The organism is Kitasatospora mediocidica KCTC 9733, assembly GCF_000744225.1.
GTDB lineage: Bacteria > Actinomycetota > Actinomycetes > Streptomycetales > Streptomycetaceae > Kitasatospora > Kitasatospora mediocidica.
The window spans coordinates 82,292-108,784 of record NZ_JQLN01000002.1 but is presented as its reverse complement, the minus strand read 5'-3'; the positions used below and the strand labels follow the sequence as shown (position 1 = coordinate 108,784).

The following is a 26,493-nucleotide window of genomic DNA, read 5'->3' as shown; positions in this document are numbered from 1 at the left end:
CGCCCCCGAAAGCCCCCGGACCACCACTCCGGGGGCTTTCGGCACTCCGGGACAGGACCTAGTACCCTGACCCGTCGGCAGGCGAGCTGCGCTAAATGGTGTAGACCACTTGCGGCCACCCCCGAAACTCCCCGCGTACGCACCCGAGCCCAGTGCCCCCAAGGCTCATCACGGTCGGTAGCGAAGATCGTTAATCCTCAACAAGGTTTCGATTTCATAGCGCTTCCCACCTGCGGGGCTGCCGGGGGTTCCCCGACCTCTCGGGCCGTGCTACAAAACTGGTCTACACCACTAGTGGTGTAGACCAGTTCGCGTGTCGGACCAGGCCGCACCCCGACCGACCCGCCCTGCCGTTAGGAACCACCCCCATGAGTACGACCAAGCAGGCATCGGCGCCCGCCGCGTCGCCGGGCCCCTCCCCACTGAAGACGTTCGGACAGAACTTCCTTCAGGGTCTGCAGAAGATGGGGCGCAGCCTCCAGCTGCCCATCGCCGTGCTGCCGGCCGCCGGCATCCTGCTGCGGCTCGGCCAGGACGACGTCTTCGGCAAGGACGGCCTCGGCTGGCTCAAGGTCGCCGCGGTGTTCAGCACCGCCGGTCACGCGGTCTTCGACAACCTGCCGCTGCTCTTCGCGGTCGGCATCGCCATCGGCTTCGCCAAGAAGGCCGACGGCTCCACCGCGCTGGCGGCGCTGGTCGGCTTCCTGATCTACAAGAACGTGCTGACCGCGTTCCCGATCACCGAGGGGCACGTCGCGGCCGGCAAGTGGGTCGCGCCGACGTACCAGGACCCGGGCGTGCTCGGCGGCGTGGTCATCGGCCTGCTGAGCGCCGTGCTCTGGCAGAAGTACCACCGCACCAAGCTGGTGGACTGGCTCGGCTTCTTCAACGGCCGCCGGCTCGTCCCGATCATCATGGCCTTCGTCGGCACCGCGGTCGGCGTCGTCTTCGCCTACACCTGGGGCCCGGTCGGCGACGCCATCGGCCACCTGAACAACACCCTGATCGGTGCCGGCGCGTTCGGCGCGGGCGCGTTCGGCCTGGTCAACCGCGGGCTGCTGCCGGTCGGCATGCACCAGTTCGTCAACTCCTACGCCTGGTTCCAGGCCGGTGACTTCACCAAGCCCGACGGCACCGTCGTGCACGGTGACATCACCCGCTTCTTCGCGGGCGACCCCACCGCCGGACAGTTCACCTCGGGCTTCTTCCCGATCATGATGTTCGCCCTGCCGGCCGCCGCCCTGGCCATCGCGCACTGCGCCAAGCCGGAGCGCCGCAAGGCCGTCATGGGCATGATGATGTCGCTGGCGCTGACCTCGTTCGTCACCGGCGTCACCGAGCCGATCGAGTTCTCGTTCGTCTTCGTCGCCCCGATGCTCTACGTGATCCACGCCGTCCTCACCGCCGTCTCGATGGCCGTGACCTGGGCGATGGGCGTGCACATCGGCTTCAACTTCTCGGCCGGCGCGATCGACTACGGGCTCAGCTGGCACCTGGCGACCAAGCCGTGGCTGATCATCCCGATCGGCCTGGTCTTCGCGGTGATCTACTACGTGGTCTTCCGCTTCGCGATCACCAAGTTCGACCTCAAGACCCCCGGTCGCGAGAGCGACGAGGAGATCGAGGACATCACCAAGGCCTGATCGGCCGTCCACGCCGAGGAGGCACCGACCCGGCGGGGTCGGTGCCTCCTCGGCGTTGCGGGACGTCGCGTCAGATCTCGTACACCGCACCGGCCTTGGCGACCTCCACCGGGCCGGAGTAGGCGGCCTCGGCGTCGCGCAGGTTGCGGTCGGGGTCGGTCCACGGCGGGATGTGGGTCAGCACCAGGCGCCCGGCCCCGGCGGCAGCGGCGTGTTCGCCCGCCTCCCGGCCGTTCAGGTGGATCGCCTGGAAGGTCTCCTTGCCGTCCGTGAAGGCCGCCTCGCAGAGGAAGAGATCGGTGTCGCGGGCGAGTTCCACCAGGGCCGGACACTCCCCCGTGTCGCCGGAGTAGACCAGCGAGCGGCCGTCGTGGTCGATCCGGAAGGCGTAGGCCTCGACCGGGTGGTTGACCTGGACGGCGGTGACGGTCAGCGGGCCGAGCCGGAAGGTGCCGGGGCTCAGCGTGCGGAAGTCGAAGACCTCGGTCATCCCGGGCTGCTCGGGCATGTCGTAGGCGCGGGCGAGCCGGCCGGGGGTGTCGCGCGGGCCGTAGACCGGCAGCGGGTCGGGGCAGCCGCCCTGGCGGTAGTTGCGGGCCACCCAGTAGGCGCAGAGGTCGATGCAGTGGTCGGCGTGCAGGTGGCTGAGCAGGACGGCGTCCACGTCGTAGAGGCCGACGTGGCTCTGCAGCGCGCCGAGCGCGCCGTTGCCGAGGTCGACCACGAGCCGGTAGCCGTCGGCCTCGACCAGATAGCTGGAGCACGGCGAAGCGGGGGACGGGAAGGTCCCCGAGCACCCCACCACAGTCAGTTTCATCCCGAGCCCCTCCGCCGGATCCTGGTCCGCGCGCACGCGGGTTACCGCCGGGTCGCACCGGCGGGTAAGTGCTGCGTTCGCGTGTCGAGAGTAAGGGCGGAGGGGCACTTTGCCCCCGTCCCCGTGCCGCGCTGTGGCTGGAATCACCAGAACGGGGCGGGGCGGCGGGCTTGGGGGTGACGGGGGTCTCGGCGGGTGGGCTCAGCGGTGTCCGGGACGGCGACGGGCCCATTCCCGGACGGTGTCGGCGTACCAGCGGGGGTGCCCGTCGGCGTCGACGAAGTCCGGGTCGGGCAGCAGGCCGTGACGGCGGTAGTTGCGGACAGTATCGGGTTGGACCCCGATATGGCGGGCGATCTCGGCGTAGGACCACTCTTCCGTGCTGCGTGGGCTCATCTGGTGCCACCTCCGGGCGAGGGTTCCGAGGCTGAACTCGGACATGCGGAGCACGCGGGAGCGGCCGGACCAGGGTTCATGTGACGGTCCGTCGGCCGGGGTCCCGGTGCGCGATCAGCTTTTCCGGCACAACGACGGGACTTGAGGCCGCGACGGGGTCCGTGGTCGTTCCGTGACAGAGCGGAAGCACCAAACGGATAAATCCTCGACTGTCACACCGGTACGGTCAGCACATGAATGTGCTGGTTCCCGTCCTGGCCGTGCTCGCGATCATCGCCGCCGTCGCGTTCGTCCGCTCCCGGCAGCGCCCCGACGAGCGGCCCTCAGCCGCCCGGCGCACCCCCGGCGCCGGCGCCCCGCCCAGGCGCCGCCCGGCTCCCCCGCGCCCCGGGAGATCTGGTGGGCCGAGGTCCCGTTCGAGGACGGGCCCGGCGCCAAGGACCGGCCCTGCCTGGTGCTGCGGGTGGACCGCCGCACGGCGACCGTCGTGAAGATCACCAGCAAGCACCACGCGGAACGCCCCGGCGTCCTGGCCCTGCCGCCCGGCACGGTCGGCGACCAGCAGGGCCGCGCCAGCTGGCTGGAGACGGACGAGCTGCGCGAGGTGCCGCTCAGCGACTTCCGCCGCCGGGTGGGACCGGTGGACGCACAGACCTGGGCCCGCACCCAGCGCGCGGTGCGCTGAGGGCGGGCCCGGGGTCGGTGCCGTGACGGTCGCGGAGTGTTACGCCCAGAGCTGGCCCTGCAGCGCCTCGACGGCCGCCTCGGTCGTCTCGGCGGTGTAGATGCCGGTGGAGAGGTACTTCCAGCCGCCGTCGGCGACCACGAAGGCCACGTCCGCGCGCTCACCCGCGGCGGCCGCCTTGCGGGCGGCGCCGATCGCGGCGTGCAGGATCGCGCCGGTCGAGACGCCCGCGAAGATGCCCTCCTCGGACAGCAGTTCGCGGGTCCGGCGGACGGCGTCGGCCGAGCCGACGCTGAACCGGGTGGTGAGCACCTCGGCGTCGTACAGCTCGGGGACGAAGCCCTCGTCGAGGTTGCGCAGCCCGTAGACCAGGTCGTCGTAGCGCGGCTCGGCGGCGACGATCTGCACGCCCGGGACCTTCTCGCGCAGGAAGCGCCCGACGCCCATCAGGGTGCCGGTGGTGCCCAGGCCCGCCACGAAGTGCGTGATGCCCGGCAGGTCGGCCAGGATCTCCGGGCCGGTGGTCGCGTAGTGCGCGCCGGCGTTGTCGGGGTTGCCGTACTGGTAGAGCATCACCCAGTCCGGGTGCTCGGCGGCGATCTCCTTGGCAATCCGCACCGCCGTGTTGGAGCCGCCGGCGGCGGGCGAGGCGATGATCTCCGCGCCCCACATCCGCAGCAGCTCGCGCCGCTCCTCGCTGGTGTTCTCCGGCATCACGCAGACCATCCGGTAGCCCTTGAGCTTGGCCGCCATGGCGAGTGAGATGCCGGTGTTGCCGCTGGTGGGCTCCAGGATGGTGCAGCCCGGCGTGAGCCGGCCGGCCGCCTCGGCCCGCTCGATCATGTGCAGGGCCGGCCGGTCCTTGATCGAGCCGGTCGGGTTGCGGTCCTCCAGCTTGGCCCAGAGCGCGACCCGCCCGTCTCCGTTGCCGGGAATCGCGGCGGACAGCCGGGGCAGCCGGACCAGCGGGGTGTTGCCGACGGCTTCGAGCGGGCTGTCGTACTTCATTACTTCGATCCGCCGGCCACGGCGGGGAGGATGGTGACGCTGTCGCCGTCGCTGAGGGCGGTGGAGATGCCGTCCAGGAAGCGGACGTCCTCGTCGTTCAGGTAGACGTTGACGAAGCGACGCAGCTCGCCGGCGTCCAGCAGGCGGGCGGCGATGCCCGGGTGGCGGACGTCGAGGTCGGCGAAGAGCTCCCCGATCGTGGCGGCGCTGCCCTCGACGGCCTTGGCGCCGTCGGTGTAGGTGCGGAGGATGGTCGGGATGCGGACCTCGATGGCCATGGCTGCGCTCCTGTGGAGGTGGTGGTGAGCCGCAGGGGCGCGGCGGGGGCGGTGCGGGAAGGGCGTCGGTGCTGTGGAGCGTCGTGCCGCGCTCTCGCCGGTGGGCGGCTCAGCGCAGGGCGGCGACGTCGGGACAGATCGCCGCGGCGTGCCGGCACAGGTCGATGTGCAGGCGCGCCACGAGGCGGATGCCCGGGGCCTGGGTGCTCACATCGAGGGAACGCATGGGCTCATCGTATAGATTCCCGGCCCTGTTCCGTCATGTCCGTCTCGCAGCGTGGATGGTTTGGTGTCACGGGCTGAGATCGGGTGGCCCGCCGCGGTGCTGCGACGGGCCCCGCGAGGTCAGGCCGCGGGCGACCCGACGATCTTGACGTCTTCCTCTGTGATCTCACCGTCCACGATGCGGAACGAACGGAACTGGAAGGGGTCCTGCGGACCGGTCCCCTCCGCGGTCGAGACCAGCACGTAGTGGGCCTCCGGCTCGGAGGCGTAGCTGACGTCGGTGCGCGAGGGGTAGGCCTCGGTCGCGGTGTGCGAGTGGTAGACGATGACGGGCTCCTCGTCCCGGTCGTCCATCTCGCGGTACAGCTTCAGCAGGTCCGCGGAGTCGAACTCGTAGAAGGTCGGCGAACGGGCCGCGTTGAGCATCGGGATGAACCGCTCGGGGCGTCCGCTGCCGGCCGGGCCCGCGACGACTCCGCAGGCCTCGTCCGGGTGGTCGGCACGGGCGTGGGCGACGATCGCGTCGTGCAGCTCTCGGGTGATGGTCAGCATGCGGCCAGGATAGCCACGCCCCACCGGACCGGGATCACCGTGGACCCTCGACCGGCAGGTACTCCTCGGCCGCCCCGCGCACCGCCTGCGGCCGGGTCCGCCGCAGCACCTGATAGCCGATCACCAGCAGCACCGCCCAGACCGGGAAGACGTAGAGCGAGATCCGGCTGTCCGCGTCGAAGGCGATCAGCACCACCACCACGCCGAGGAAGCCGAGCGCCGCCCAGCTGCTCCACAGGCCCGCCGGGGCCTTGAAGCCGGGCTCGGGGAGGTCCCCGCGTTGCCAGGCGGTGCGGTAGCGGATCTGGCAGACCAGGATGATCGCCCAGGTCCAGACCCCGCAGACGGTGGCCACCGCGGTGATGTACTCGAAGGCCTTGCCCGGGGCCACCGCGTTGAGCAGCACGCCCGCGCCCATCAGCAGCGCGGAGGCGGTGATCGCGGCGGCCGGGGTCTGACGCCTGTTCAGACCGGTCAGCCGGCGCGGCGCCTGACCTCGCATCGCCAGGTCGCGCAGCATCCGGCCGGTGGAGTACATGCCCGAGTTGCACGAGGAGAGCGCGGCGGTGAGCACCACGAAGTTGATGATGCCGGCCGCCGCCGGGATGCCGATTTTGCCGAACGCGGCGACGAACGGGCTGACGCCGGGCCGGAACTCGGTCCACGGCACCAGCGAGAGGATCACCACCAGCGAGCCGATGTAGAACAGCACGATGCGCAGCGGAAGCGTGTTGATCGCCCGCGGCAGGGTCTTCTCCGGGTCCTCGCTCTCCCCGGCCGTGACGCCGACCAGTTCGACGCCGAGGTAGGCGAACATCACGATCTGCAGGGTCATCAGGGTGGAGCCGACGCCCTTGGGGAAGAAGCCGCCGTCCTGCCACAGGTGGGTCACCGACGCGGTGTCACCGGCCTTGCTGAAGCCCAGGGTCAGCACGCCGATCCCGATCAGGATCATCCCGAGGATCGCGGTCACCTTGACCATCGAGAACCAGAACTCGATCTCCCCGAAGAGCTTCACCGAGATCAGGTTGGCGGCGTAGAGCACCAGCAGGAAGCAGAGCGCGCTGAGCCACTGCGGGATGCCCGGCGCCCAGTACTTCACGTACACGGCGGCGGCGGTGGTCTCGGCCATGCCGGTGACCACCCAGAAGAGCCAGTACGTCCAGCCGGTGACGTAGCCCGCGAACGGGCCGAGGAACTCGCGCGCGTACTCGCTGAAACTGCCCGACACCGGCCGGTAGGTGAGCAGTTCGCCGAGCGCCCGCATGATGACGAAGATGACCACGCCGGCGATCGCGTAGGCCAGGATCAGGCTCGGCCCGGCCTTGGAGATCGCGGTTCCGGCGCCCAGGAAGAGCCCGGTGCCGATCGCGCCGCCGATCGCGATCATCTGGATCTGGCGGCCGCCCAACCCGCGGGCGTAGCCCTCCTCCTCGTCGTCCGGCGGCGTCCGCACCACGTCGTCGACTGTCTGCTCGGCCATGGGCACCGTCCTCGTGTCTGCCGGTCGAATTCAGGCAGTCGTACCACGGGGAAACCGGTCAGCGGTGCACATCTGAGCGCTATTTGAGCAAACCGGGCGGATCGGGACGATCTTCCGGAGCGTGCTCAGCCGGTCATCGCCTCCAGCAGCGACTCCTGCAGCGCGCCGAGCCAGAGGTAGGCCATCACCAGCGGCTTGCGCGGGTCCTCGTCCGGCAGGTCGTAGAGGCCCTGCTCGTCCTCCTCGGTGATCTCCAGGCGGGCGCCGAGGGTGAGTCGCAGGTCGTTGAAGGCGCAGAGCCAGCGCGGACACTCCCCGGCCGCGGCGCGGACCACGCCGCCGGCGCCGCCCAGGGTGTCCAGCGCGCGGACCACCAGCAGCGCGTCGTCGCGCTTGCGGGCCCGCAGGTCGAGCTCGGTGTAGCGGCGGAACTCGCCGGCCGCCGCCCTGGTCTGCGGGTCCACGGGCTTACCGGGCTCGCCGTAGGCGTCGGGGAAGAGCCGGGCCAGCGCCGGATCGGCGGGGGCCTCGGTGGGGCCCTCGGCGAAGAGCGCGGCCAGCGGGTCCTCGCTCTCACCGCCGGGCCCCGGGCCGATCAGCTCCAGCATCTGCACCTCCAGCGAGCGGAGGATGGCGGCCTCCAGCTCCTCCAGAGCGATCGCCGCTCCGCCGTCGCCGGTCCCCTCGAACAACCCAGCCATCGTCAAGCAACCCGTTCCGGTTCGTTGGACATCAATGTGGAGATCAGTGCGGACACCGCCCGGTGGCCGGTGTCAGTCGTGCTGGAGGGTGGCCCACAGGCCGTAGCCGTGCATGGCCTGGACGTCACGTTCCATCTCCTCGCGCGAACCGCTGGAGACCACCGCGCGACCGCGACTGTGGACGTCCATCATCAGCTGGCGCGCCTTCTCCTTCGGGTAGCCGAAGTAGGCCTGGAAGACGTACTGGACGTAGGTCATCAGATTGACCGGGTCGTTGTGGACGATGGTCACCCAGGGTGTGTCCGGCTCCGCCACCGGGAGGCTGTCCGCCTCGGGGAGTTCGATCTCGGCCGGCGCGACGCTCACTGGCGGGCTCTCCTAGCTGGGCACGGTGGGACACGGGTGGGGAAAGGCTCTGGCTTCCCATGCTGCCATCCGGGCGAGGCCGGAGCGATTCCGCCCCGGCTGCCGGCCCGACCCCCGACCCGACTGCCGCCGCTGTGGGCGTCGGATCCGCCGTGCCGCGACATCCGAGAAATCGTCAAACTGACGCTAAGCCGTAGTAGCATCATCCTCATGGACGCCAAGGCATTCGCGGCGCAGTCGGCCGCGCCCACCCAGCCGCCAGCCGGTTCGACCGCGCTGCTCACCGACCGCTACGAGCTGACCATGCTGCAGGCGGCACTGCGCAGCGGCGCGGCGCAGCGCCGCTCGGTCTTCGAGGTCTTCACCCGCCGCCTGCCCGACGGCCGCCGCTACGGCGTCCTGGCCGGCACCGGCCGGGTGCTGGACGCGGTGGAGAACTTCCGCTTCACCACCCCGCAGCTGGACTGGCTGGCCGACCAGCGCGTGGTGGACGAGGAGACCCTGCGCTGGCTGGCCGACTACCGCTTCTCCGGCGACATCCACGGCTACCCGGAGGGCGAGGTCTACTTCCCCGGCTCCCCATTGCTCACCGTCGAGGGCAGCTTCGCGGAGGCCGTCATCCTGGAGACGGTGATCCTCTCGATCCTCAACCACGACTCGGCGATCGCCGCCGCGGCCTCCCGGATGACCGCCGCCGCGGGCGACCGGCCGTGCATCGAGATGGGCGCCCGCCGGGCGCACGAGGGCGCGGCCGTGGCCGCCGCCCGGGCCGCGTACGTCGCCGGCTTCGCCGCGACCTCGGACCTGGAGGCGGGCTTCACCTACGGCATCCCGACCACCGGCACCGCCGCGCACGCCTTCACCCTGCTGCACGACAGCGAGCGGGACGCCTTCACCGCGCAGCTCGCCTCGATGGGCGTCGGCACGACCCTGCTGGTGGACACCTACGACCTCGTCGAGGCGGTCCGCACCGCCGTCGAGGTGGCCGGTCCCGCGCTCGGCGCCGTCCGGATCGACTCCGGTGACCTCACCCTGCTGGCCCACCGGGTCCGCCGCCAACTGGACGAACTGGGCGCCCACAAGACCCGGATCATCGTCACCTCCGACCTCGACGAGTACGCGATCGCCGCCCTCGCCGCGGCGCCGGTGGACGGCTACGGGGTCGGCACCAGCCTGGTCACCGGCAGCGGTCACCCGACCTGCGCGATGGTCTACAAGTTGGTCGCCCGGGCCGCCTCGGCCGATCCGGACGCGCCGCTGGTGCCGGTCGCCAAGCGTTCGGCGGGGGGCAAGACCAGCGTGGGCGGGCGCAAGTGGGCCGCCCGGCGGCCCGACCGCGACGGGGTGGCGGAGGCCGAGGTCGTCGGCACCGGCCCGCAGCCCGCCGAGCTGACCGCGCACAACCTGCACGTTCCGCTGGTACGCGGCGGCGAGGTGGTCGGACGCGAACCGCTGACCGCCGCCCGCGAGCGCCACCTGCGCGCACGGGCCGGGCTGCCGCTCTCCGCCACCCAGCTCTCCAAGGGCGAGCCGGTGCTGGCCACCGAGCTGCTGCTGCACTGAGACCCGCCGACGGAACTCCGCCTCTTCCCCCTGTCACCGCCACTCCCTAGAGTGGCCCCACTCCCCGTCCCCCGACCGCCAGCGAGGAAGCAAGCGATGCACCGGGCCCTGATCGTGATCGACGTGCAGAACGACTTCTGCGAGGGCGGCAGCCTCCCCGTCGCGGGCGGGGCCGAGGTGGCGGCCGCGATCACCGAACTGATCGCCACCAGCGGGGACGACTACACGCACATCCTCGCCACCCGGGACCACCATCTGGACCCGGGGGCGCACTTCTCGGCGCAGCCGGACTTCGTCGACAGCTGGCCGCCGCACTGCGTGGCGGGGACGGAGGGGGTGGGCTTCCACCCCAACTTCGCGCCGTCGGTGACGTCCGGCGCGATCGAGGCGGTCTTCGAGAAGGGCGCCCACTCCGCCGCGTACAGCGGGTTCGAGGGCTTCGACGAGAACGGCCGCACGCTCACCGAGTGGCTGCGGGACCGCTCGGTCACCGAGCTGGACCTGGTCGGCATCGCCACCGACCACTGCGTACGGGCCACCGCGCTGGACGCCGTACGGGAGGGCTTCGCGACGCGCGTGCTGCTCGACCTGACGGCGGGGGTCGCGGCGGCGACCACGGCGGCCGCGTTGGAGGAACTGCACGCTGCGGGTGTGGAGTTGTCGGGCACGCCGGTGCTGGGCGGCGCCGCGTAGCGGGTCCGGCGTGCGCGGTGTCCGGTGCTCAGCCGCAGTCCGGCCACTGCGTCACCAGCAGTTCCACCACGTCCACCCCGCCGGCCACGAACGCCTCCCGCAACTCCTCGGCGACCGCCTCGGGTTCGGCGGCCACCCGGTCGCCGGACACGTACACCACCCGGACCCCGAGGTACTCCATCCGGTGCTGTCCGGTCCGCACCCAGGCCGCCTCGCCCTCGCTGACGCAGCGCAGTCCGGAGTCGAGTTCCACCGCGACCGCGGCCTGCGGCCAGTAGAGGTCCGGCACGGCGACGAACGTCCCTCCGCGCATCCGCAGTTCGGGTCCGACGAGCGGGGCGGGCAGCAGCTGCTCGTCCACCAGCTCGGCGATCCGGCCGAGCTGTGACTCCCGCTCGGCGGCCAGCAGTTCGTCCAGGGCGGCGCGGATCCGCGGCACCCCGAGCAGGTCCGCCTCACGCAGCTCGGTGACCAGCTCGGCGAGCGTGCAGGCCGACCGCTCGCCGGCGGCCGGCGCCGCGACGGCCTCGCGCAGCACCGAGCGCAGCAGGCCCGGGCCGAACAGCCCGGCGTCCAGCGCGCCCTCGTCCGTCCACTCGCGCAGCGCATCGGCGACCGCCCGCGCCACCGGGGCGCAGGCCAGCCCGTGCACCTCGCGGGCCTGCAACTCCCGTTCGGTGCGCTGGATCCGGACGTCGCCGACGTCGCGCAGCCGGCGCTGGCGGGGCACCAGCACCTGCACCCCGGTGACGGCGGGCAGCCGGGGCACCGCGGCGAAGCCGTACAGCGCCAGGGCCGCCGCACCGGTGATCACCGCACCCTCCCGGCGACCCTCCTCGCGACCGTTCTGGGCCGCGTAGAGCAGCGCGGCCCAGATCCGCTGCTCAGGCGTCGGGGCGTTCTCCTGCAGCAGGTAGACCCGGGGCAGCAACCGCTGCCAGGGGCCACCGCGCCGGCAGTGTCCGCTGACCACCCGCGCGGGAACTCCGCGGGCCCGCAGCTGACTTGCCGTGATCACGTTCTGCTGGCGGCGGGCCAGCTCTTCGAGCGAAGGGGCCGGGGAAGGAATCTGGTAGCTCATGCGACAACCCTCCCCAGTCACCCGGTCGCCGCATTCGCAACCTGACGCACCGTTACTGAACCGTCGTCAAATCGGGACGCTCCTGCACTAAAGTCTCCATACCCTCACCCAAACGGAGTAATGCGGAGCAAACCGCTTGCGAAACCGGGCTCGGAGCGGTGCGTGAAGCCCCGGACGGCATGACATCTGTCATCCGGGGCAGGTGACCGAACTCGCTGTCGCAACGCGTGCCATCCACGGCAGAATCGGTCTTACCGGCGAGGCGGGCAACGCGAGGCCGGTAGACGACCGCCGGGGGACCGCCATGAGCAACACCGTCACCACCATCGAGACCGCCGAAGACGCCGCAGTGGACGCCGCGGTCGCAGTGGACGCCGCAGTGGACGCCCCGGGCGTCGAGGACATGAAGCTGCCGGTCTGGTTCTTCGGCTTCGAGGCCGTGTTCGCCTCCGCCTACGACCTGCTGAAGGCCTACCCCCACCTCTGGCCGGTCCTGGTGGCGATGGCGGCCGTCAACATCACCCTCTCGCTCACCATGATGCGCAAGCGCCTGCGGCTCGCCAAGGCGCTCTGGCGCGGCAAGGGCACCCGCAAGGTCGCCATCGGCCTGCTCGCCCTGCGCCTCGGCAGCCACCTCGCCCTCGGCGCCCTCGGTATGGCGGCGACCTCCACCCTCGGCCACCTGGCCTTCGCGGTCGCGATGGGCGCCGTCACCGTCGTCCTGCTCGCCTTCGTCCAGCGCACCGCCCTGCGCGCGCTGGCCGCCCAGGAAGCCGTGTGACCTGGGCCACGCACCAGCTTCAGTCCCTCCCGGCACCCGGGCCACAACCATTGCCTACGATCAGCTCATGCCACATGACGAGACATCAGGTCTGAGCGCCGCACAGCTGCGCATGGGCCGGCTGCCAGGCTACGTACGGCGCCCCGACCCCGCCCGCCGCACGGGCGAGCCGGGCACGACGTACAAGAAGGGGTGGGAGGTCCGCTTCACCGCGCGCAGCGAAGCGGAGATAGCGGAGATCCGGGAACTGGTCATCGCGGCCGGATTCGCCCCCGCCCGGCCGTTCTTCAAGGGCCAGCAGCTGATCCAGCCGGTGTACGGGATGGCGGTGGTCCACGCCTATCTGGAGGCCCGCGAGCTGACCGGCGCCGCAGCCACCTGACCTTCTCGCGTGCCTCCCCCGCCTGGTTGGACTACGCGGTCCGGAGAGGCTCCAGGAACTCCAACCGGTTGCCGAGCTTGTCGAAGGCGTAGAACCGGTCGTGCCCCGGGAACTCAGCGTCCCACTGGACGGGATGACCGTGTGCCTCCAGCCGGTCCGCCAGCTCGGGCAGCCCGTTCACCAGAATCCCCGGATGCGCCTTGCGCGCCGGAACGAAGTCCTCCTCCACCCCGAGATGCACCTCCAGGCCGCCACCCCGGAACCAGCACCCGCCCCGGGCCGCCAGCACGGCCGGCTTCTCCAGCTCCGTCATCCCCAGCACCCCGCCCCAGAACTCCCGGCACTGCGCCTCCCCGCCCGGCGGGATCGCCAGTTGGACGTGGTGCAGGCCGGCGAAGAACTCTCTTTCGTTGCTCATGCCACGACCCTAACCACCCGGCCGGCCAGGGTGTGAGGCAGCCTCAGCACGCAGGCGCAGGGCGAACTGCCTGCTCAGGACAGGTCAGCGGTACGGGTGCGGGCGCGGGCGCCGGCCCCGCCGGACCAGGACGACGATCCCCAGCACGACCAGCACCACCAACACCCCACCGACACCGACCAGCCAGAGCGGCACCGCCCCCGAAGCCGCCTTCCCCGCCGCCACCGGCACCACCGGAAGCGCCGACTCCGGCGCCCCCTGCGACTCCGGCCGGCTGAGCAGCGGATTGGCGGTGGACCCGTTGTCCACCGCCGGATTCGGCGCCAACGCCTTGGAGGGGGAGGCGATGCCGTAGCCGTAGCGGTCGTTGGGCACCTTGCTGCCGTCGGGGGGCGCGGCGGCGCTGGTGATCATCCGGTTGATGACCTGCCCGGCGGAGAGGGCGGGGTACTTGGAACGGACGAGGGCGGCGATGGCGGAGACGTAGGCGGTGGCGTCGGAGGTGCCGGAGGTGTAGCGATAATCGGCGGACGACCTGTTCCCGGGGCTGTAGATGCCAACTCCCGGTGCAACCAGGCTGATCTCCGGTCCCTGATTCGACCGGTCCCAGAGCGCGCCCTTCTGGTCAATGGCGCCGACAGCCACAACTCCCGGGAAGGCCGCCGGATAGCTCACCGGAGCACCACTGACATTTCCGAGATTGCCCGTTGCGGCGACCAGGACGACATCCCGGCTGATCGCATAGTCGACCGCCGCCCTGGCATCAGCGTTCAGCCGGAGTCCTCCCACGTAAAAGGACATATTGACGACCTTCGCCCCATGGTCCACGGCATAGCGCAGCGCTCCGGCGAAGTTCAACTCCTGCCCTGCGGCGAAGTCTCCGTTGTCGTCCAGCGGAACACGGATCGGCAGGATCTTCGCCTTCGGTGCCAACCCCATCACACCGGATCCATCGCCGTCACCGTGACCGTGCCCCGCGATCAGCCCGGCCATGCCGGTTCCGTGGCCCAGATCGTCCACCAGGCCGTTGGACGTTCCTCCGGTGAAGTCCCCGCCGTTGACCACCTGTCCGGTCAGGTCCTGATGGACCGCATCGACACCACTGTCGATGACCGCGACCGTCACACCGTCGCCCTGACTGATCGGCCAGACGCTGCTTTCCGCTCCATAGCGCTGCAACGCCCATTGCTGGTCACGGATGTTGTCGGCCGCAGCCGGCCCCGCGCCCAGCCCCCACAGCAGCGTGCCTGCCGCAAGGACGGCCATGCCCCGCACCAGCACGCTGGTCGTCATGCCTGCTCGCTCCACTCCTCGGAGCGGTCGCCCCGCCGCCCGGATATGTCATCGTGCCAGGAACTCATTCCACCACGGTCGGATTGACGCCCTGGTCCGGCAACCAGGTCTCCTCGTCCTCGACGAGGTACTCGGCACGCTTGCCCTCGCGGCGCTTCTTCCGCTTCAGCTCCTGGGCGTTGCCCGGCAGGAACTCCGGACGTTCCGTCCCGGCGCCCTCGACCTCGACCGGTGCCCGTCCACGGGCGCCCAGGCCCGTACCGCCTTCGGTGAACGCCTTCTGGCGTCCTCCCCCGGCGCTCTCCGCCCCCTCGGCCTCGCCGATCGCCCCCTGCGCCTGGCGGGCGGCCCCGCCGGCCCGGACCCTGGCGCCCGAGTCGGCAGGTCGAGCCGCGCCGGCGGCCGGCGCGCCCTCGGGGTCGAAGACGGCTCCTGCCCCTCCTGCTCTGGAACCGCCGGCCCGCCCAGAACCGGCAGGGCCTACCTCCTCGCCCACGAGCCCGCCGTCGATGGGCTCGCACTTCGCCGGCGTCGCGCCCGAAGCACGCCCGACGAGGCCGCCACCGAACCCCATCGGCATCGCACCGCTTCCACCGCCCGTCACGGCTGCGCCGCCACCGGAGGCTGGCGTACCCGCCGTCGGCAGCGGTTTCACTGCCAGGCTGCCGGTATTGGCCAGGCTCGTTCCCGCGCCGCCCCCGGTCGTCCCCGCGTCGGAGGGCTGCTGCCCGCTCACCGGGGGCAGTTCAGCGCCGATACCGACGCTCTTGACCGGCCTGGGAGCCGGGTTGGCCACCCCACCCTGGATCCCCGCATCGGTGGGGGCTGCGGAGCGCGCACTCGACGTGCGGGGGCTCTCCACTGCCGGAACTGTCGTCCGGGAAGCAGGAGTCGAAGGCTTCTGCACCGAAGTGGCGTAGCCGCCGATAGCCCCGAGCCCCGCGCCCATGACGAAGGAACTGGCCGCAGCGGCAGCCGTGGGATCTGGAGGGGGAACCTCGTCAACGTCGACCGGTCCTTGAATGGGCGGTGGCTTCAACACCGGTGTAGCCGTCCGGTACTTGTTCGCCAGCGCCTGCATCACCGCGACCGCTTCCGCCTTCTTCCGCTCGGCGATCGGGATCTGCGTACTGTCGTCGTCTATGCCCACCGCCGACTGCGCGGTGTCCGAGATCGCGTTGCCGACCTGGGCGAGGAATCCCGGTTCCTCGGGCATTTCGCGCTTCGCCTCGTCGATGGCCTCGGACATCATCTGCAAGGTGTTCGCGGTGTCGTTGGCGTACGCGGCCGTGTTGTTGACGCTACTGGCGAGCTTGGTCATCTTCGCGTAGAAGGCGTCGCTGGTACTGCCGTCCCAGGTGTCGGTCGCGTCGCCGGAGGCGGTGTCGAGGGCCGTTCGGATCTGCTTCAGGGTCGCGGCCGCGCGGCGCCAGGGGTCGCTGGCCGACATCACGTCACCCGAGTTCATGGCCTGGGCCATCTTCCGCAGGTCACTGTGGCTGTAGTTGTTGAAGTCGGTGATATCGGAGCTCATGCCCGCAGGCCTCCCGTCCCGTTGGATCCGTGTGGTGCGGTCACCATGTCGGTTGGGCGATGCCGCCGTTGCCGTCCGGGCCGGTGCCGGTGGGCGGCTTGGCGGGCCGGCCCTTGCCGGTGCTTGCGCCAGCTTCCCCCTCGCCGTCCGCACCCCCACCCACACCCACACGGGCTCCCGTGCCCACACCCACACCGTCCGGAAGCTGCTCCGACGCCGGGTCCGCGTCCGCCGCGGTGCCGCCGCCCGTGCTCTTCGCCGCCGCCCGGCCCGCGGCCGCGCCGGCCGCCGCGCCGGCGACCACGGCCCCGTACGAGGCGTACGGCACCGAGGAGGCCGCCGACGCACTGCCGACCGACCAGCCGTCCGAGGTGACCTTGAGGCCCTGCGCCGTCCGGTGCTCCTGGTCCTCGTAACTGGCGGCGGTCTGGTCGGCCTTGCGCTGGGCCTCGTCGATGGCCTCCTGCAGCGCGTTGAGCACGTCGCGCAGGCCGTCCCGCATGAGCTCGTACTGGTCGTGGATGGCGTTCGCCTCGGCGAAGGTGCCGAACGAGCCCCGGCCGATCCCGGTGCGGGCGTGCGTGGTGGCGCCGTCCGCGCTCGACTGGAACTCCTTCAGCAGGCCTCGGACCTGTCCGGCGAACGCCCTCAGGCTGTCCACCTCGACCCGATAGCCCGTTCCGGCGCCAGTCCCAGTCCCCGCGCCCGCGCCGCTGTTCCCCTTGTCGGCCACGAACCCGCGCCTCCCCCGCTGTCCTCGGAACGGGTCTGCCGGCGGCCGCCGGCAGACCTCACTGCGTCACGCTCCCGCGTTTCCAGCGCAGTTTAAATCCCCACGCAACGTGCGTGTCATGCACCGTCAGAATGCCGGCACCGACCGGCCCACCGACTCGGCCACCAACCGGCCCACCCCCTCAGCAGGCTTCCCCGCCAGTTCGGCCAGCGCCCGGCGGCACAGCGAGTCCGCCCGTCGCGTGGTCTCCGGCAGGCGATACCGGGGCGTCAGGGCCAGGACGCAGTCGACGGCCTCGGCGAGCCCGATCCGGTGGCCGACCGACACGAAGACCGGCTTCACCCCGGCCCGGGTGCGGACCGCCCGGCCCACCTCCTCCCCGGTCGTGTCGTCCACCAGTGGGGTCCACTCGCCTCGTTCGGCGCCCGGGAGTTGGTGGCTGAACGTGAAGGGCGTCTTGGCCACCCCCAGCGTCCGCAGGCCGGTGAGGACGCCGAGGTGGCTGGCCAGTCCGAGGCGTCGCGGATGCGCCAGGCCGTAGCCGTCGCAGACCACCAGGTCGGGGACCCGGCCGAGTGCGGCCAACGCATCGATCACCGCCGGGAGTTCGCGGAACGCCAGCAGGCCGGGCACGTAGGGGAAGGCGATCCGGCCGACGGCGGTGGCCTCCTCGACCACCTCCAGCGTGTGCAGGTCTAGCAGGACGGCCGCCGCCGCGACGATGTCGTTCTCGTCGTCGTAGGCCACATCCACCCCCGCCACCAGAACCCTCTCCCCGCCCCGGCCCTGGCCCTTCGCAGACGGCGGGACCGCACCGAAGGCCTCGACGAGCGGGCGCAGGCGCACCTGTTCGGCGACGGCCTCCTCCTCGGTGCGCGGCCAACCGGCCAGGTCGACAGGGCTGATCGACGAACGGCTGTCGGTCACGGACTCCCCCAGTGCGTTTCGGGTACGGCAGTCGGCCCACTGCCACCGCCGCCATCACCGTATCCGCCCTGCCTCCCGCGTCCCGTACGGCACGGTCGCGCGGGGCATGAGTCCATGCGCCCCCTGTGCCCCCCGCATATGCCCGGTTAGGCTGAACTTACCGAACTCGCCTACGGGGTAAGACTCCTGCGGGGCGACTCAGCCCCGGTCCACCGATGCGCGAAGGACGGACAGCCATGCCGCATTCACTCGCCGCCAGGGTCTGCACCGGCACCTGCACCGTCGTCGCCACCACGCTGGTCCTGCTCGCGGTATCCGGCGCCACCGCCTTCCCCGAGATCGCGCTGCTCGTGGCGCTCTCGGTGGCCGTCGGGGCGTTCGCCGCCACCCTCGTCTCCCCCCGGCGCACCACCTCCGCACCGGCACCGGCGCCCGCGCCCGCGGCACCGGCCACCGCCACCGCGGCGGACGCCGAGCCGCTCCCCGAGGCCGGCTACGCCCGGCTCCCCGCCCCGGGCGCCCGCTGAACCCGCCAACCCGCCAACCCGCCAACCCGCCAACCGATACCAACAAGGCCGCCACCGGCAACCCGGCAGCGGCCCTGCATGCGCCCGACGGCGGCCCGGCAGCCGAAGCGTCACGCCGTGGAGACCACCACGGTCTTCGCCGCCTTGTCGTGGATGCACTGGCGGTACGGCTTGTCGAACACGCCGAACATTCCGTTGACCACCCACCACAGCCCGCAGCACAGCACCGCGGGCAGCGTGTAGACGGCGGCCCGCGTCCACCCGGCCGAGCCGGTCGGGCTGCTGCCGTCGATGAGCATCGCGGCCCGGACGTTCATCATCTTCTTGCCCAGCGTCTGGCCGTCCCGCGAGAGCATCGTGCCCTCGTAGATCAGGTACAGGCCGTAGAAGAGCCAGACGCCACCGGTCCAGCCGTCCCGACTGCCGAAACCGGTGAACGGCAGGACCAGCAGGAAGGCGATGACCTGGATGAGCACATAGTCGATCACGCGGGCCACGATCCGGTTGAACCAGCTGCCGAGCGGCGGCATGCCGGGCACGGCAGTCGGTACACCCCGGCCGGAGGTCCCGTACCCCGGTTGACCGTGCGGCGCGCTCGGATCGGAGTCGTACGGACCGCCGGGGCGCACGCCATAGGGCGCGCCGCCAAACGGCTCGGCGGACGGGGGCGGCGTGGCGTCGTACGGCGAACCGGACGTGGGCGTCCCGTTGGCCTGCGAGCCCGGGTGCGGCGGCTGCTTGTCGAAGGAGGGCTTGCCGTCCCCCTCCGGCTCAGGGTTCGAGGGGTCGTAAGTACTCATGAAGAGAGTAGATCACCGCAAATACTACGAAGTGCGGATATTTAGCCCGTTTTGTCCACGCCATCACTCCATCCGGGTCTCAGCTCTCGACCACCCTCGTCCCGGCCGCCCGGTCGTGCCAGCCGCGGCGCCCCTGACGGTCGAACAGCACCGCGAACAGGCTCAGCACCGTCAGGACGCAGAGCTGCCCGACCAGCCAGCGAGCCAGTGAACGGGCCAGCGTCGGGGGCCGACGGCCGTCCGTCCGGACGACGCGCAGGCCCAGCAGGCGCTTGCCGAGGGTCCGGCCGGTGCGGGCGGTGGGGAGCACCTCGACGAGGAGCCCGGCTACGAGCAGGACTCCGAGGAGCAGCGCGAGCCGCCCGAGGACCACGCCGTCGACCAGCCAGACCTGCACCTCCCGGCCCGTCAGCAGACTGGCGGTCCGTGCCTGCGCGAGCCTGACCTGCACATGCGCCTCGGTGTCGGCGACGAACGGCAGAGCGGTCGCGGCGGCGACTGCGACGAGGATGAGGCCGTCGAGCAGACGGGCGGCCACCCGACGACCGAGCGCGGCCGGTCTCAGCGGGGCCGGCCGCGCGGGCACGGCCGGGCGCTTCCGGTGCGCGGAGTGAGGGGAAGTCGACTCGGCCGACTTCTGACGCACAACCACGGACGCCGAGGGCACCGGCACCAGCGCCGGCAGCGCCGCCACCACCGGCGCCTCCACCGGCGCCTCCACCACCGGCGCCACCGCCTCCACGACCTCCGGCACCGAAGCCACCGAGGCTTCTGCCGCCTCCGGAACCGCCAACTCCACCGCCTCGGACGCCGCCGCCTCCGTCACCCCCCAAGACACCCAGCGCGGCGCCGTCCCGGTCTCCATCAGCCCGCGCTGCGTCTGCGGGTCAGCCCGCCAGGCGGACCCGTCCGCCAGCTCCGGCGCCATGGTGAACACGGCCCCCGCCGACGTCTGGTCCAGGAACACCGGCCCCGTCTCGGTCGGCTGGACCGGCGGCACCGCCACCGGCGGCGGGATGTACCGGGCGTTCGGCCGCGGGTTCGGCCGCACCGCGAACCGCGGCACCTCCAACACCTCACCGGCGGCGGGTGCCGCCCTGCTGGTCCCGGGCACCCAGGCACCACCGTTCCAGTAGCGCACGAACCCCGGGACGGACGGGTCCGGGTAGTAGCCGGGCGAGGGGACGACGGCCGTGTCCACGCTGGCAACCGAGGGCTGGTCCGACATTCAGATCTACTCTCCTGTGCACGGTCGGCGGGACACACGCCACGTCGCCGGGCAGTCACAAAGGGTAGTGCCTCCGGACCCGCTCGGGCGGAAGTTGTCGATTACCGAGACGGCCATCCGCTCCGCACGCTTGGCTGTCTGCCGACGACTGCCCGCGTCCCCGCCGCGCCCAGCGTCCCCGGATTGGCACCGAGAAGGTGTGTAAGAACCACCCCTCCCCGCGCTCTCCCATGGTGACAAGGCCTTCAGCAGGCCCCGGAAGACCCGAGAGGAACCGCATCATGGACCACAGCCCGAGCGTGGTCGAGCACGAGCTCGAACTGAACCTGGTGGTCTCCCCGGAGCGCAGCGTGCCCGTCCCGGCCCGGCTCTCCTACGGGAGCCACGACCCGTACGCCGTCCACATCACCTTCCACCTGGACACCGGGACCCCGGTGACCTGGGTGTTCTCCCGCGAGCTGCTGGTCGAGGGGACGTTCCGCCCGTGCGGACAGGGCGACGTGCGGATCTGGCCGACCCGGGCCGGCCGGCGCAGCGTACTCTGCCTCGCCCTGACCTCCCCGGCCGGGGACGCGCTGCTGGAGGCGCCGCTGCCCGCCGTCGCCTCCTGGCTGGAGCGGGCGCACCGGCTGGTGCCCCCGGGCTGCGAGCTGGCGGCGCTGGACCTCGACAGCTCGCTCGCCGAGCTGCTGGCGTGACGGGACGGCCCGCCACCCGCGAGGGGGAACGAGCGACGGACGGGTGTCAGCGCGCCGCGGGGGTGCGCTGACGTCCGCCGTCGTCCACCGACGCGAACTCCCGCTGCCGCGGCAGGCGTCCCAGCGGCGCCCCCGCCGCCCGCCGCCGAGCCCGCACGCGCAGCGCGGTCAGCAGGATGAAGCAGAGGCCGACCCACGGGTACATGCCCGCCGGGATCTGCTTGAGCAGGCCCATCTGCAGGTTGGTGATCCCCTTGTGCGGGACCAGCCACATCGAGAACGAGCAGAACGCCAGCGCGGTCACGCCGAAGATCACCCGCCAGCGCACCCGCCGCACCGCCGCCGGACGCGAGCGCTCGTGCGCGGCCTCGGCCGCGAGCAGGACCAGCACCGGCACGCACCAGACCCAGTGATGGGTCCAGCTGATCGGCGAGATCAGCAGCGCGGTGACCGCAGCACAGCAGACGCCCCAGGCCTCGGCGCGCGGCAGCCAGCGTCCGCTGCGGTAGGCCCAGGCGGCGACGGTCAGGCCGGTCACCGCGACGACGGCGGCGGCCAGCGTAGCGGCGGTCCCGGGGTTGGCGATGTGCAGGAAGCGGGCGGCGACCCCGCGCAGCGACTGGTTGTCGACGATCTCGGTCTTGCCGACCCGCGAGGAGTCGTAGAGGTACTTGGTCCAGAAGCCCCAGGTGGCGCTCGGCAGCACGGCGCCGCCGAGCGCGAAGGTGGCGAGGAAGGTGAAGCCCGCCACGAACGCGGCCCGGACCCGGCCGGTGATCAGCAGGTAGACCGCGAAGATGCCCGGCGTGAGCTTCATCCCGGCCGCGATCCCGATGCCGACGCCCTTCCACCGGTGGCCGTCGGACCGGGTCAGGTCCCAGAGCACCAGGCAGATCAGGATCAGGTTGATCTGCCCGTAGCGCAGGGTGGTGAAGACCGGCTCCAGCCAGACCCCGAGCCCGGCGACCAGCACCACGCCGACCGGCCGGACCTCCCGGCGCGGCCAGCCGACCAGCCGGAACGCCAGCAGCGCGGTCAGCCCCAGCAGGGCGACGTTGCCGACCGTGATCGCCACCCGCAGGAAGCCGACCGCGGCCCAGGTGGTCGGCACGAAGAGCATCGCCGCGAACGGCGGGTAGGTCGCGGGCAGGTTCCACTGGGTGACCCGCAGCGCGTAGAGGTCGCGCCCGTGGGCGACGGCGGCGCCCTCGGCCCGGTAGACCATCATGTCGACCATCGAGGTTCCGATGAAGTGCCGAACGACGGCGTAGCCGAGCAGCGACACCGCCGCCACCAGCGAAGCGATCAGCAGCGGCCGCCGGGGCGCCTCCCGCACCGCGCGTACCGGCTCGCTCACCCGCTGACGCCACGCGGAAGAAGGAGCGGGGAGGGGCCTCGGTCCGGCACCCACCGTCCGTGGGTCCTGCTGCACCGCTGTCACTGCCTGCTCCGTCCGCCGGTCGGTCGACCAACAATCGACCATACCGGAGAGGCCGGAACCCTGACCTTGATCATTTCGTCCGGACCGAACGGGCCCGGCCGGCTCAGCCGGTGTACGCGCCCAGTGCCTTGGTGAAGTCGAGCGGCTGCTGCGCGATGCTGCTGCAACTGGCGTCCGCGTACGACTTGGCGCCGCCGTCGCAGGCCTTGTCCCGGGTGCCGGACCACATCGCCAGCCAGGCCAGGTGCTTGCTCTGGGCGAAGGCGGCCAGCTGACCGGCGTCGGCCACCGTGAAGACCTCGGAGGCGACGTCGTTCACGCCGATCATCGGGGTCACCGCGACCTTCGACCAGGCCGCCGCGTCGCTCAGCTTCAGCACGCTCTTGACCTGGGCCTGGGTCGCGGTGGCCGCGTCGATGGCGTAGCCGCCCATCCGGCCGGCCGGGCTGGGGGCGACGCCGTCGCCGAAGTCCATCGCCATGATGTTGACGGCGCCGATCCGGACGCCCTTGCCCTGCGCGTCGGTCAGCAGGTTGATGCCGTCCTGGGTCAGGCCGGTGGGCAGCGCGGGCAGCGTGTAGGAGACGTCGAGCGCCTTGCCCTTGCTCGCGGCGGTCTGCTGCAGCTGGGCGATCGCCTGGTCGCGGCGGGAGTTGGCGGCGGTGTCGGCCAGCGCCCCGCCCTCGACGTCGAAGTCGATCCTGGTCAGGCCGTAGGCGTCGACGGCTTGCTGGTAGGCGGCGGCGAGGTCGGCCGCGGATCCGCAGGCGGTGGCGAGTTCGCTGCCGTTGGCGCCGCCGAAGGAGACCCGCACGTCGCCGCCGATCGCGCGCAGCGCGCCGATCTGGGAGGCGACCGGGTCGGAGGCGAGGTCGCTGACGCCGCCCCACTTCGGCACGCAGCCGCCGCCGGAGACGATGAAGGCGAGGTTGAAGTTCTTCACGCCGGTCGCCTTCGCGGTGGCCACCAGGTCGTACGGCGGGTACAGCGAGGTGTCGACGTACGGCGCGAACCCGGCCCCGCCGGAGGCCGGCACGGGCACCGGCACCGGCGTCGGCGACGAGGTCGGCGACGACGAGGGCGTCGGTGTCGGCGTCGCGGTGGCGCTGCGCGAGGGGGTCGGCTTCGCACTCGTGGCGGGCGCCGAAGGAACGGCGGACGGGACGGCGGACGGCACTGCGGAGGGCGTGGCCGACGGCGGCGCCGTGGTCGGCCGCCCGGACGGGACGGGCGTCGGCCCGTTGCCGGCCTTGCAGGAGACGTTGTCGATCAGGCAGTTGCCCGGCTCGGCCTGCGCCGGGCCCGAGCCCTCCACCACGAACCCGACGTCCACGCTCTGCCCGGGGCCCAGGTGCTTGCTCCAGGCCTCCGGCTTCACCGTGACGTGCTGCCCCGAGAGCGTGAAGCCGGCGTTCCAGAGCGAGTCGATCTTCGCGCCCGCCGGCAGGTCGAAGGCCAGCGTCCAGTCGTCTATCGCGCTGCCGGTGGCGTTGCTGACCAGGTACTGGCCGGTGTAGCCGGTGTCCCAGCCGCTGGTCCTGCTGTAGACCGCGCCGACCGTCGCGGCACTGGCCGAGGAGGCCAGCGCCACCACACCGCCCGCGACGACGGCCGCGGCGACCGCGCTCGCCCCGAGGACGGCGCCCTTGCGGCCGCGCCGCCGGTGGCCCGGGCTACGGGTGGGCTGGTTCGTCATCTGGTGGTACCTCCGCGAAGAGCCCGTCCACGCCGCCGAACGCGGCGGCCGCGGCGGCGCGCGCTGCTCGGGCGCGCCGCGGGCCTGGCCGGTCGGCGGTGGAACGGTGGGTGAGGGAGAGCAGGGCTGCGAGGCAGCCGCCGGGCGGTTCGCTGCCCCGGCGCCGCCGACGCTAGCGCCCCCGCAGCACCGGAAACCGCCCGCACAGAGACGGGTAGAGGTCCCTTAGGGGCCTGTTAAGAAAGATCTCCCGCCCGCCGCTCACATCCGCTGTCCGCGCGCCCGCCCGGCCCTCCCCGGGCGGCGCTGGCGGCCCGGCCGGCGGACCGGCGGACCGCTGGTAGCCAGCCTCAGCCGGATCTCCGCTCCGCCGAGCCCGGCGGAGCGGCCCAGCGCCAGGTCCCCGCCGGTGGCCTCGGCCAGCTTGCGGACGATGTCCAGGCCGAGCCCGGTGGAGCCGTCGCCGCCGTCCCCCTCGCCGCGCCGCAGAGCGGCGGCCGGGTCGTCGAAGCCGACTCCGGCGTCGCCGACCAACACGATCACCGCGCTCTCGGTGGCCAGCACGTCCACCGAGAACGCGGTGCCCATCGCGGTGTGCCGGAACACGTTGCCGAGCAGCGCGTCGACGGCGGCCACCAGGTCGCCGCGCTGCACCGGGACCGGGGCCGGGGACTCGGCGCCGGCCAGCTGCCAGCGCCGCCCCTCGTCCTCGGCCAACGCCGACCAGAAGCCGACCCGCTCGCGGAGCACCTCCGCGGCGTCACAGCCCACCGTGACCGACGGGGCGTCCTCGGCCGGGCGGCGGGCCGAGCGGATGATCTGGTCCACCTCGCGCTCCAGTTGGGAGACCGCGTGCCGGGTGGCGTCGGCGGCGTCGCCGTCGCCGAGCGAGGCGGCGTTCAGCCGCAGCACGGTGAGCGGGGTGCGCAGCCGGTGCGAGAGGTCGGCGGCCAGCTCGCGCTCGGCGGCCAGCAGGTGCACCACGCGGTCCGCCATCGCGTTGAACGCGGCGGCGGCCTCCTGGAGTTCGGCCGGGCTGCCGTCCACCTGCGGGCCCGCGACGGGGAGCCGGACGGCGAGATCGCCGGCGCCCAACGAGCGGGCGGCGACGGCCAGTCGGCGGGCCGAGCCGACCAGTCGCGCGCCCATCCGGTCGGCCACCAGCACCGCGATGGCGACCAGCGACAGGGCGACCAGTGAGAGCACCAGCCAGGCGGTCCGCACGCCGCGGGTGAGGTCGCCGTCCGCGACGTACACCTCGACGACGGCGATCCGCGAGGTGTCCACCGCCACCGGCTGGAGCAGCGCGAAGCCGCCGGGGACGTGCACGGTCATCGAGCGGCCCTCGCCGCTCGCGGTGGAGACGTCGGTGTCGCTGGCCCGCGCCGCGCCGATGGTGGTCCCCTTGACGGCCGTGCTGCCGGCCGGCGGCGGCAGGTGGACGGCGATCAGGCCCTGCGCGCCTGCGTCCGTGCTGGCCATCGCGCGGTTCAGCGCGTCCTGGTCGGTGGTGATCGCCAACGCCGGTCCCAGCGCGGCCGCCTGGCGGTCGGCGGCGGTGAAGGCGCGGTCGCGGGCGGTCTTCTGGACCATCAGGCCGAGCGGAATGAGGAAGGCCAGCGCCACCATCGTGGTGCCGGCCACCGCCGCCCGCACCAGCGCCCAGCGCAGCGACTGACCGCTCCCCCCAGCCGTCTCCCGGCGCCTGTCCCTGCCCCCCGGCAGGCTCACGTCAGCTGCTCCGGACCGGCCGCCGCCGGGGCCTCCAGCCGGACGCCGACGCCGCGCACGGTGTACAGGTAGCGCGGGTTGGAGGCGGTCTCGCCGAGCTTGCGGCGCAGCCAGGAGAGGTGCACGTCGATGGTCTGGTCCCCGCCGTAGGTCTGCCGCCAGACCTCGGCCAGGATCTCCCGTCGCGGCACCACCACCCCGGGCCGGGCCGCCAGGAAGGCCAGCAGATCGAACTCCCGGCGGGTCAGGTCGAGCGGCCGCCCGTCCAGCATCGCCTCGCGCCGCTGGGCGTCGATCGCCAGACCGCCGACCCGCAGGATCTTGACGGCCGGCGCCATGCCGCCGCCGAGCCGGCGCAGCACGGCGGTCATCCGGGCCGTCAGGTGCTCGCCGGAGAACGGCTTGACCAGGTAGTCGTCCGCGCCGTCGTTGAGCAGGCGCACTATCTCCGCCTCGTCGTCCCGGGCGGTGGAGATGATCACCGGGACGTTGGTCAGGCCGCGGATCATCTTGAGCGCCTCGCTGCCGTCCAGGTCGGGCAGGCCGAGGTCGAGGATGACCAGGTCGCAGCCGACCTGGGCGACCTCGCGCAGCGCCTCCAACGCGGTGCCGACGCTGCGGACCGCGTGCCCGGACTCGGACAGGTGCCGGATGAGGGCGGATCGTACGAACGGGTCGTCCTCGACCACGAGCACTGTTGCCATGGCCCTGCACGGTACGGCATCGGGCGGACCAGTTGTCCAGTCCACTGAGCTGAGACCGACCGGCAAAGGGCCACGCGCCCGGGCCGGCCCCGGATGCGGCAGGATGGCC

General features: G+C 72.2%; 29 protein-coding genes. 8 read left to right on the top strand and 21 right to left on the bottom strand.

Features of this window, described 5'->3' with window-relative positions; translation table 11 throughout:
* The first annotated feature begins 368 nt into the window (after nt 1–368).
* Nucleotides 369–1,643, top strand: a complete 1,275-nt coding sequence (locus BS80_RS04655) for a PTS transporter subunit EIIC (protein ID WP_083974241.1) — start codon at nt 369–371, stop codon at nt 1,641–1,643.
* A 70-nt stretch (nt 1,644–1,713) separates the two neighbouring features.
* Here BS80_RS04655 and BS80_RS04650 read toward each other — a convergent pair whose 3' ends face one another.
* Both BS80_RS04650 and BS80_RS04645 read right to left on the bottom strand, forming a co-directional pair.
* Nucleotides 1,714–2,460: an MBL fold metallo-hydrolase gene (locus BS80_RS04650; protein WP_035793541.1), complete on the bottom strand. Its 747-nt coding sequence runs from the start codon at nt 2,458–2,460 to the stop codon at nt 1,714–1,716.
* 201 nt (nt 2,461–2,661) lie between these two features.
* Nucleotides 2,662–2,856 (bottom strand): MerR family transcriptional regulator, encoded by a 195-nt coding sequence (locus BS80_RS04645; protein WP_035793837.1) that lies wholly within the window; start codon nt 2,854–2,856, stop codon nt 2,662–2,664.
* Nucleotides 2,857–3,028: 172 nt separating this feature from the next.
* On the opposite strand from BS80_RS04645, the gene BS80_RS39005 reads away from it, so the two are divergent.
* Nucleotides 3,029–3,541: a type II toxin-antitoxin system PemK/MazF family toxin gene (locus BS80_RS39005; RefSeq protein ID WP_083974239.1), complete on the top strand. Its 513-nt coding sequence runs from the start codon at nt 3,029–3,031 to the stop codon at nt 3,539–3,541.
* Nucleotides 3,542–3,580: 39 nt separating this feature from the next.
* Here the strand turns inward: BS80_RS39005 and BS80_RS04635 are convergent, their stop codons facing one another.
* The 7 genes from BS80_RS04635 to clpS all read right to left on the bottom strand — a co-directional run bounded on the left by BS80_RS04635 (nt 3,581) and on the right by clpS (nt 8,154).
* The gene (locus BS80_RS04635; RefSeq protein WP_035793539.1) at nt 3,581–4,549 is read right to left on the bottom strand and encodes a PLP-dependent cysteine synthase family protein; all 969 of its coding nucleotides are present in this window, start codon (nt 4,547–4,549) and stop codon (nt 3,581–3,583) included.
* Complete coding sequence (locus tag BS80_RS04630) at nt 4,549–4,827, bottom strand: MoaD/ThiS family protein (protein ID WP_035793537.1); 279 nt, start codon at nt 4,825–4,827, stop codon at nt 4,549–4,551. The genes BS80_RS04635 and BS80_RS04630 overlap by 1 nt, the downstream gene beginning before the upstream one ends.
* 109 nt (nt 4,828–4,936) lie before the next feature.
* Nucleotides 4,937–5,053, bottom strand: coding sequence for a putative leader peptide (locus tag BS80_RS43770; protein ID WP_332262152.1), 117 nt, complete (start codon nt 5,051–5,053; stop codon nt 4,937–4,939).
* A gap of 119 nt (nt 5,054–5,172) precedes the next feature.
* Nucleotides 5,173–5,604, bottom strand: coding sequence for a Mov34/MPN/PAD-1 family protein (locus tag BS80_RS04625; protein WP_035793528.1), 432 nt, complete (start codon nt 5,602–5,604; stop codon nt 5,173–5,175).
* 34 nt (nt 5,605–5,638) lie between these two features.
* Nucleotides 5,639–7,087, bottom strand: a complete 1,449-nt coding sequence (locus BS80_RS04620) for an amino acid permease (protein ID WP_051966006.1) — start codon at nt 7,085–7,087, stop codon at nt 5,639–5,641.
* 125 nt (nt 7,088–7,212) lie between these two features.
* Complete coding sequence (locus BS80_RS04615; RefSeq protein ID WP_035793526.1) at nt 7,213–7,788, bottom strand: DUF2017 domain-containing protein; 576 nt, start codon at nt 7,786–7,788, stop codon at nt 7,213–7,215.
* Nucleotides 7,789–7,860: 72 nt separating this feature from the next.
* Nucleotides 7,861–8,154, bottom strand: coding sequence for an ATP-dependent Clp protease adapter ClpS (clpS, locus tag BS80_RS04610; RefSeq protein ID WP_035793524.1), 294 nt, complete (start codon nt 8,152–8,154; stop codon nt 7,861–7,863).
* Between the two features lie 210 nt (nt 8,155–8,364).
* Here clpS and BS80_RS04605 point away from each other — a divergent pair, with 210 nt between their 5' ends.
* Both BS80_RS04605 and BS80_RS04600 read left to right on the top strand, forming a co-directional pair.
* Nucleotides 8,365–9,717 carry a nicotinate phosphoribosyltransferase gene (locus tag BS80_RS04605; protein ID WP_051966004.1) on the top strand — a complete coding sequence of 451 codons (1,353 nt, stop codon included), beginning with the start codon at nt 8,365–8,367 and terminating at the stop codon, nt 9,715–9,717.
* 96 nt (nt 9,718–9,813) lie between these two features.
* Entirely contained in the window at nt 9,814–10,410 is a 597-nt protein-coding gene (locus BS80_RS04600) for an isochorismatase family protein (protein WP_035793520.1), read from the top strand.
* Nucleotides 10,411–10,438: 28 nt separating this feature from the next.
* Here the strand turns inward: BS80_RS04600 and BS80_RS04595 are convergent, their stop codons facing one another.
* On the bottom strand, nt 10,439–11,491 hold the full coding sequence (locus tag BS80_RS04595) for a hypothetical protein (protein WP_051966002.1): 1,053 nt from the start codon (nt 11,489–11,491) through the stop codon (nt 10,439–10,441).
* A gap of 304 nt (nt 11,492–11,795) precedes the next feature.
* On the opposite strand from BS80_RS04595, the gene BS80_RS04590 reads away from it, so the two are divergent.
* A complete protein-coding gene (locus BS80_RS04590) occupies nt 11,796–12,272 on the top strand; it encodes a hypothetical protein (RefSeq protein WP_051966000.1) in 477 nt (158 codons plus the stop codon).
* A 67-nt stretch (nt 12,273–12,339) separates the two neighbouring features.
* On the top strand, nt 12,340–12,654 hold the full coding sequence (locus BS80_RS04585; RefSeq protein WP_157535913.1) for a hypothetical protein: 315 nt from the start codon (nt 12,340–12,342) through the stop codon (nt 12,652–12,654).
* 31 nt (nt 12,655–12,685) lie between these two features.
* On the opposite strand, the gene BS80_RS04580 is transcribed toward BS80_RS04585, so the two are convergent.
* The 5 genes from BS80_RS04580 to BS80_RS04560 all read right to left on the bottom strand — a co-directional run bounded on the left by BS80_RS04580 (nt 12,686) and on the right by BS80_RS04560 (nt 17,559).
* Nucleotides 12,686–13,072 (bottom strand): VOC family protein, encoded by a 387-nt coding sequence (locus tag BS80_RS04580; protein WP_035793513.1) that lies wholly within the window; start codon nt 13,070–13,072, stop codon nt 12,686–12,688.
* An 84-nt stretch (nt 13,073–13,156) separates the two neighbouring features.
* The gene (mycP, locus tag BS80_RS04575; protein ID WP_051965998.1) at nt 13,157–14,365 is read right to left on the bottom strand and encodes a type VII secretion-associated serine protease mycosin; all 1,209 of its coding nucleotides are present in this window, start codon (nt 14,363–14,365) and stop codon (nt 13,157–13,159) included.
* Between the two features lie 64 nt (nt 14,366–14,429).
* The gene (locus tag BS80_RS04570) at nt 14,430–15,845 is read right to left on the bottom strand and encodes a WXG100 family type VII secretion target (protein WP_198045436.1); all 1,416 of its coding nucleotides are present in this window, start codon (nt 15,843–15,845) and stop codon (nt 14,430–14,432) included.
* Nucleotides 15,846–15,939: 94 nt separating this feature from the next.
* Entirely contained in the window at nt 15,940–16,560 is a 621-nt protein-coding gene (locus BS80_RS43430; protein WP_035793507.1) for a DUF2563 family protein, read from the bottom strand.
* Between the two features lie 198 nt (nt 16,561–16,758).
* Complete coding sequence (locus BS80_RS04560; RefSeq protein WP_232246359.1) at nt 16,759–17,559, bottom strand: endonuclease V; 801 nt, start codon at nt 17,557–17,559, stop codon at nt 16,759–16,761.
* A gap of 236 nt (nt 17,560–17,795) precedes the next feature.
* Here BS80_RS04560 and BS80_RS04555 point away from each other — a divergent pair, with 236 nt between their 5' ends.
* A complete protein-coding gene (locus BS80_RS04555; protein ID WP_035793503.1) occupies nt 17,796–18,086 on the top strand; it encodes a hypothetical protein in 291 nt (96 codons plus the stop codon).
* Between the two features lie 110 nt (nt 18,087–18,196).
* Here BS80_RS04555 and BS80_RS38500 read toward each other — a convergent pair whose 3' ends face one another.
* Together BS80_RS38500 and BS80_RS04545 are read right to left on the bottom strand one after the other, a co-directional pair.
* Complete coding sequence (locus BS80_RS38500; RefSeq protein ID WP_035793500.1) at nt 18,197–18,886, bottom strand: RDD family protein; 690 nt, start codon at nt 18,884–18,886, stop codon at nt 18,197–18,199.
* Nucleotides 18,887–18,965: 79 nt separating this feature from the next.
* Complete coding sequence (locus BS80_RS04545) at nt 18,966–20,114, bottom strand: RDD family protein (RefSeq protein WP_035793498.1); 1,149 nt, start codon at nt 20,112–20,114, stop codon at nt 18,966–18,968.
* Nucleotides 20,115–20,395: 281 nt separating this feature from the next.
* On the opposite strand from BS80_RS04545, the gene BS80_RS04540 reads away from it, so the two are divergent.
* Nucleotides 20,396–20,812, top strand: coding sequence for an SsgA family sporulation/cell division regulator (locus tag BS80_RS04540; RefSeq protein ID WP_035793496.1), 417 nt, complete (start codon nt 20,396–20,398; stop codon nt 20,810–20,812).
* Nucleotides 20,813–20,858: 46 nt separating this feature from the next.
* On the opposite strand, the gene BS80_RS04535 is transcribed toward BS80_RS04540, so the two are convergent.
* The 4 genes from BS80_RS04535 to BS80_RS04520 all read right to left on the bottom strand — a co-directional run bounded on the left by BS80_RS04535 (nt 20,859) and on the right by BS80_RS04520 (nt 26,384).
* A complete protein-coding gene (locus BS80_RS04535; protein WP_232246358.1) occupies nt 20,859–22,169 on the bottom strand; it encodes a glycosyltransferase 87 family protein in 1,311 nt (436 codons plus the stop codon).
* A gap of 187 nt (nt 22,170–22,356) precedes the next feature.
* Nucleotides 22,357–23,949, bottom strand: coding sequence for a glycoside hydrolase family 18 protein (locus tag BS80_RS04530; RefSeq protein WP_035793493.1), 1,593 nt, complete (start codon nt 23,947–23,949; stop codon nt 22,357–22,359).
* 261 nt (nt 23,950–24,210) lie between these two features.
* The gene (locus BS80_RS04525; protein WP_035793807.1) at nt 24,211–25,620 is read right to left on the bottom strand and encodes a sensor histidine kinase; all 1,410 of its coding nucleotides are present in this window, start codon (nt 25,618–25,620) and stop codon (nt 24,211–24,213) included.
* A 56-nt stretch (nt 25,621–25,676) separates the two neighbouring features.
* Entirely contained in the window at nt 25,677–26,384 is a 708-nt protein-coding gene (locus BS80_RS04520; protein ID WP_035793490.1) for a response regulator transcription factor, read from the bottom strand.
* Nucleotides 26,385–26,493 lie beyond the last annotated feature (109 nt).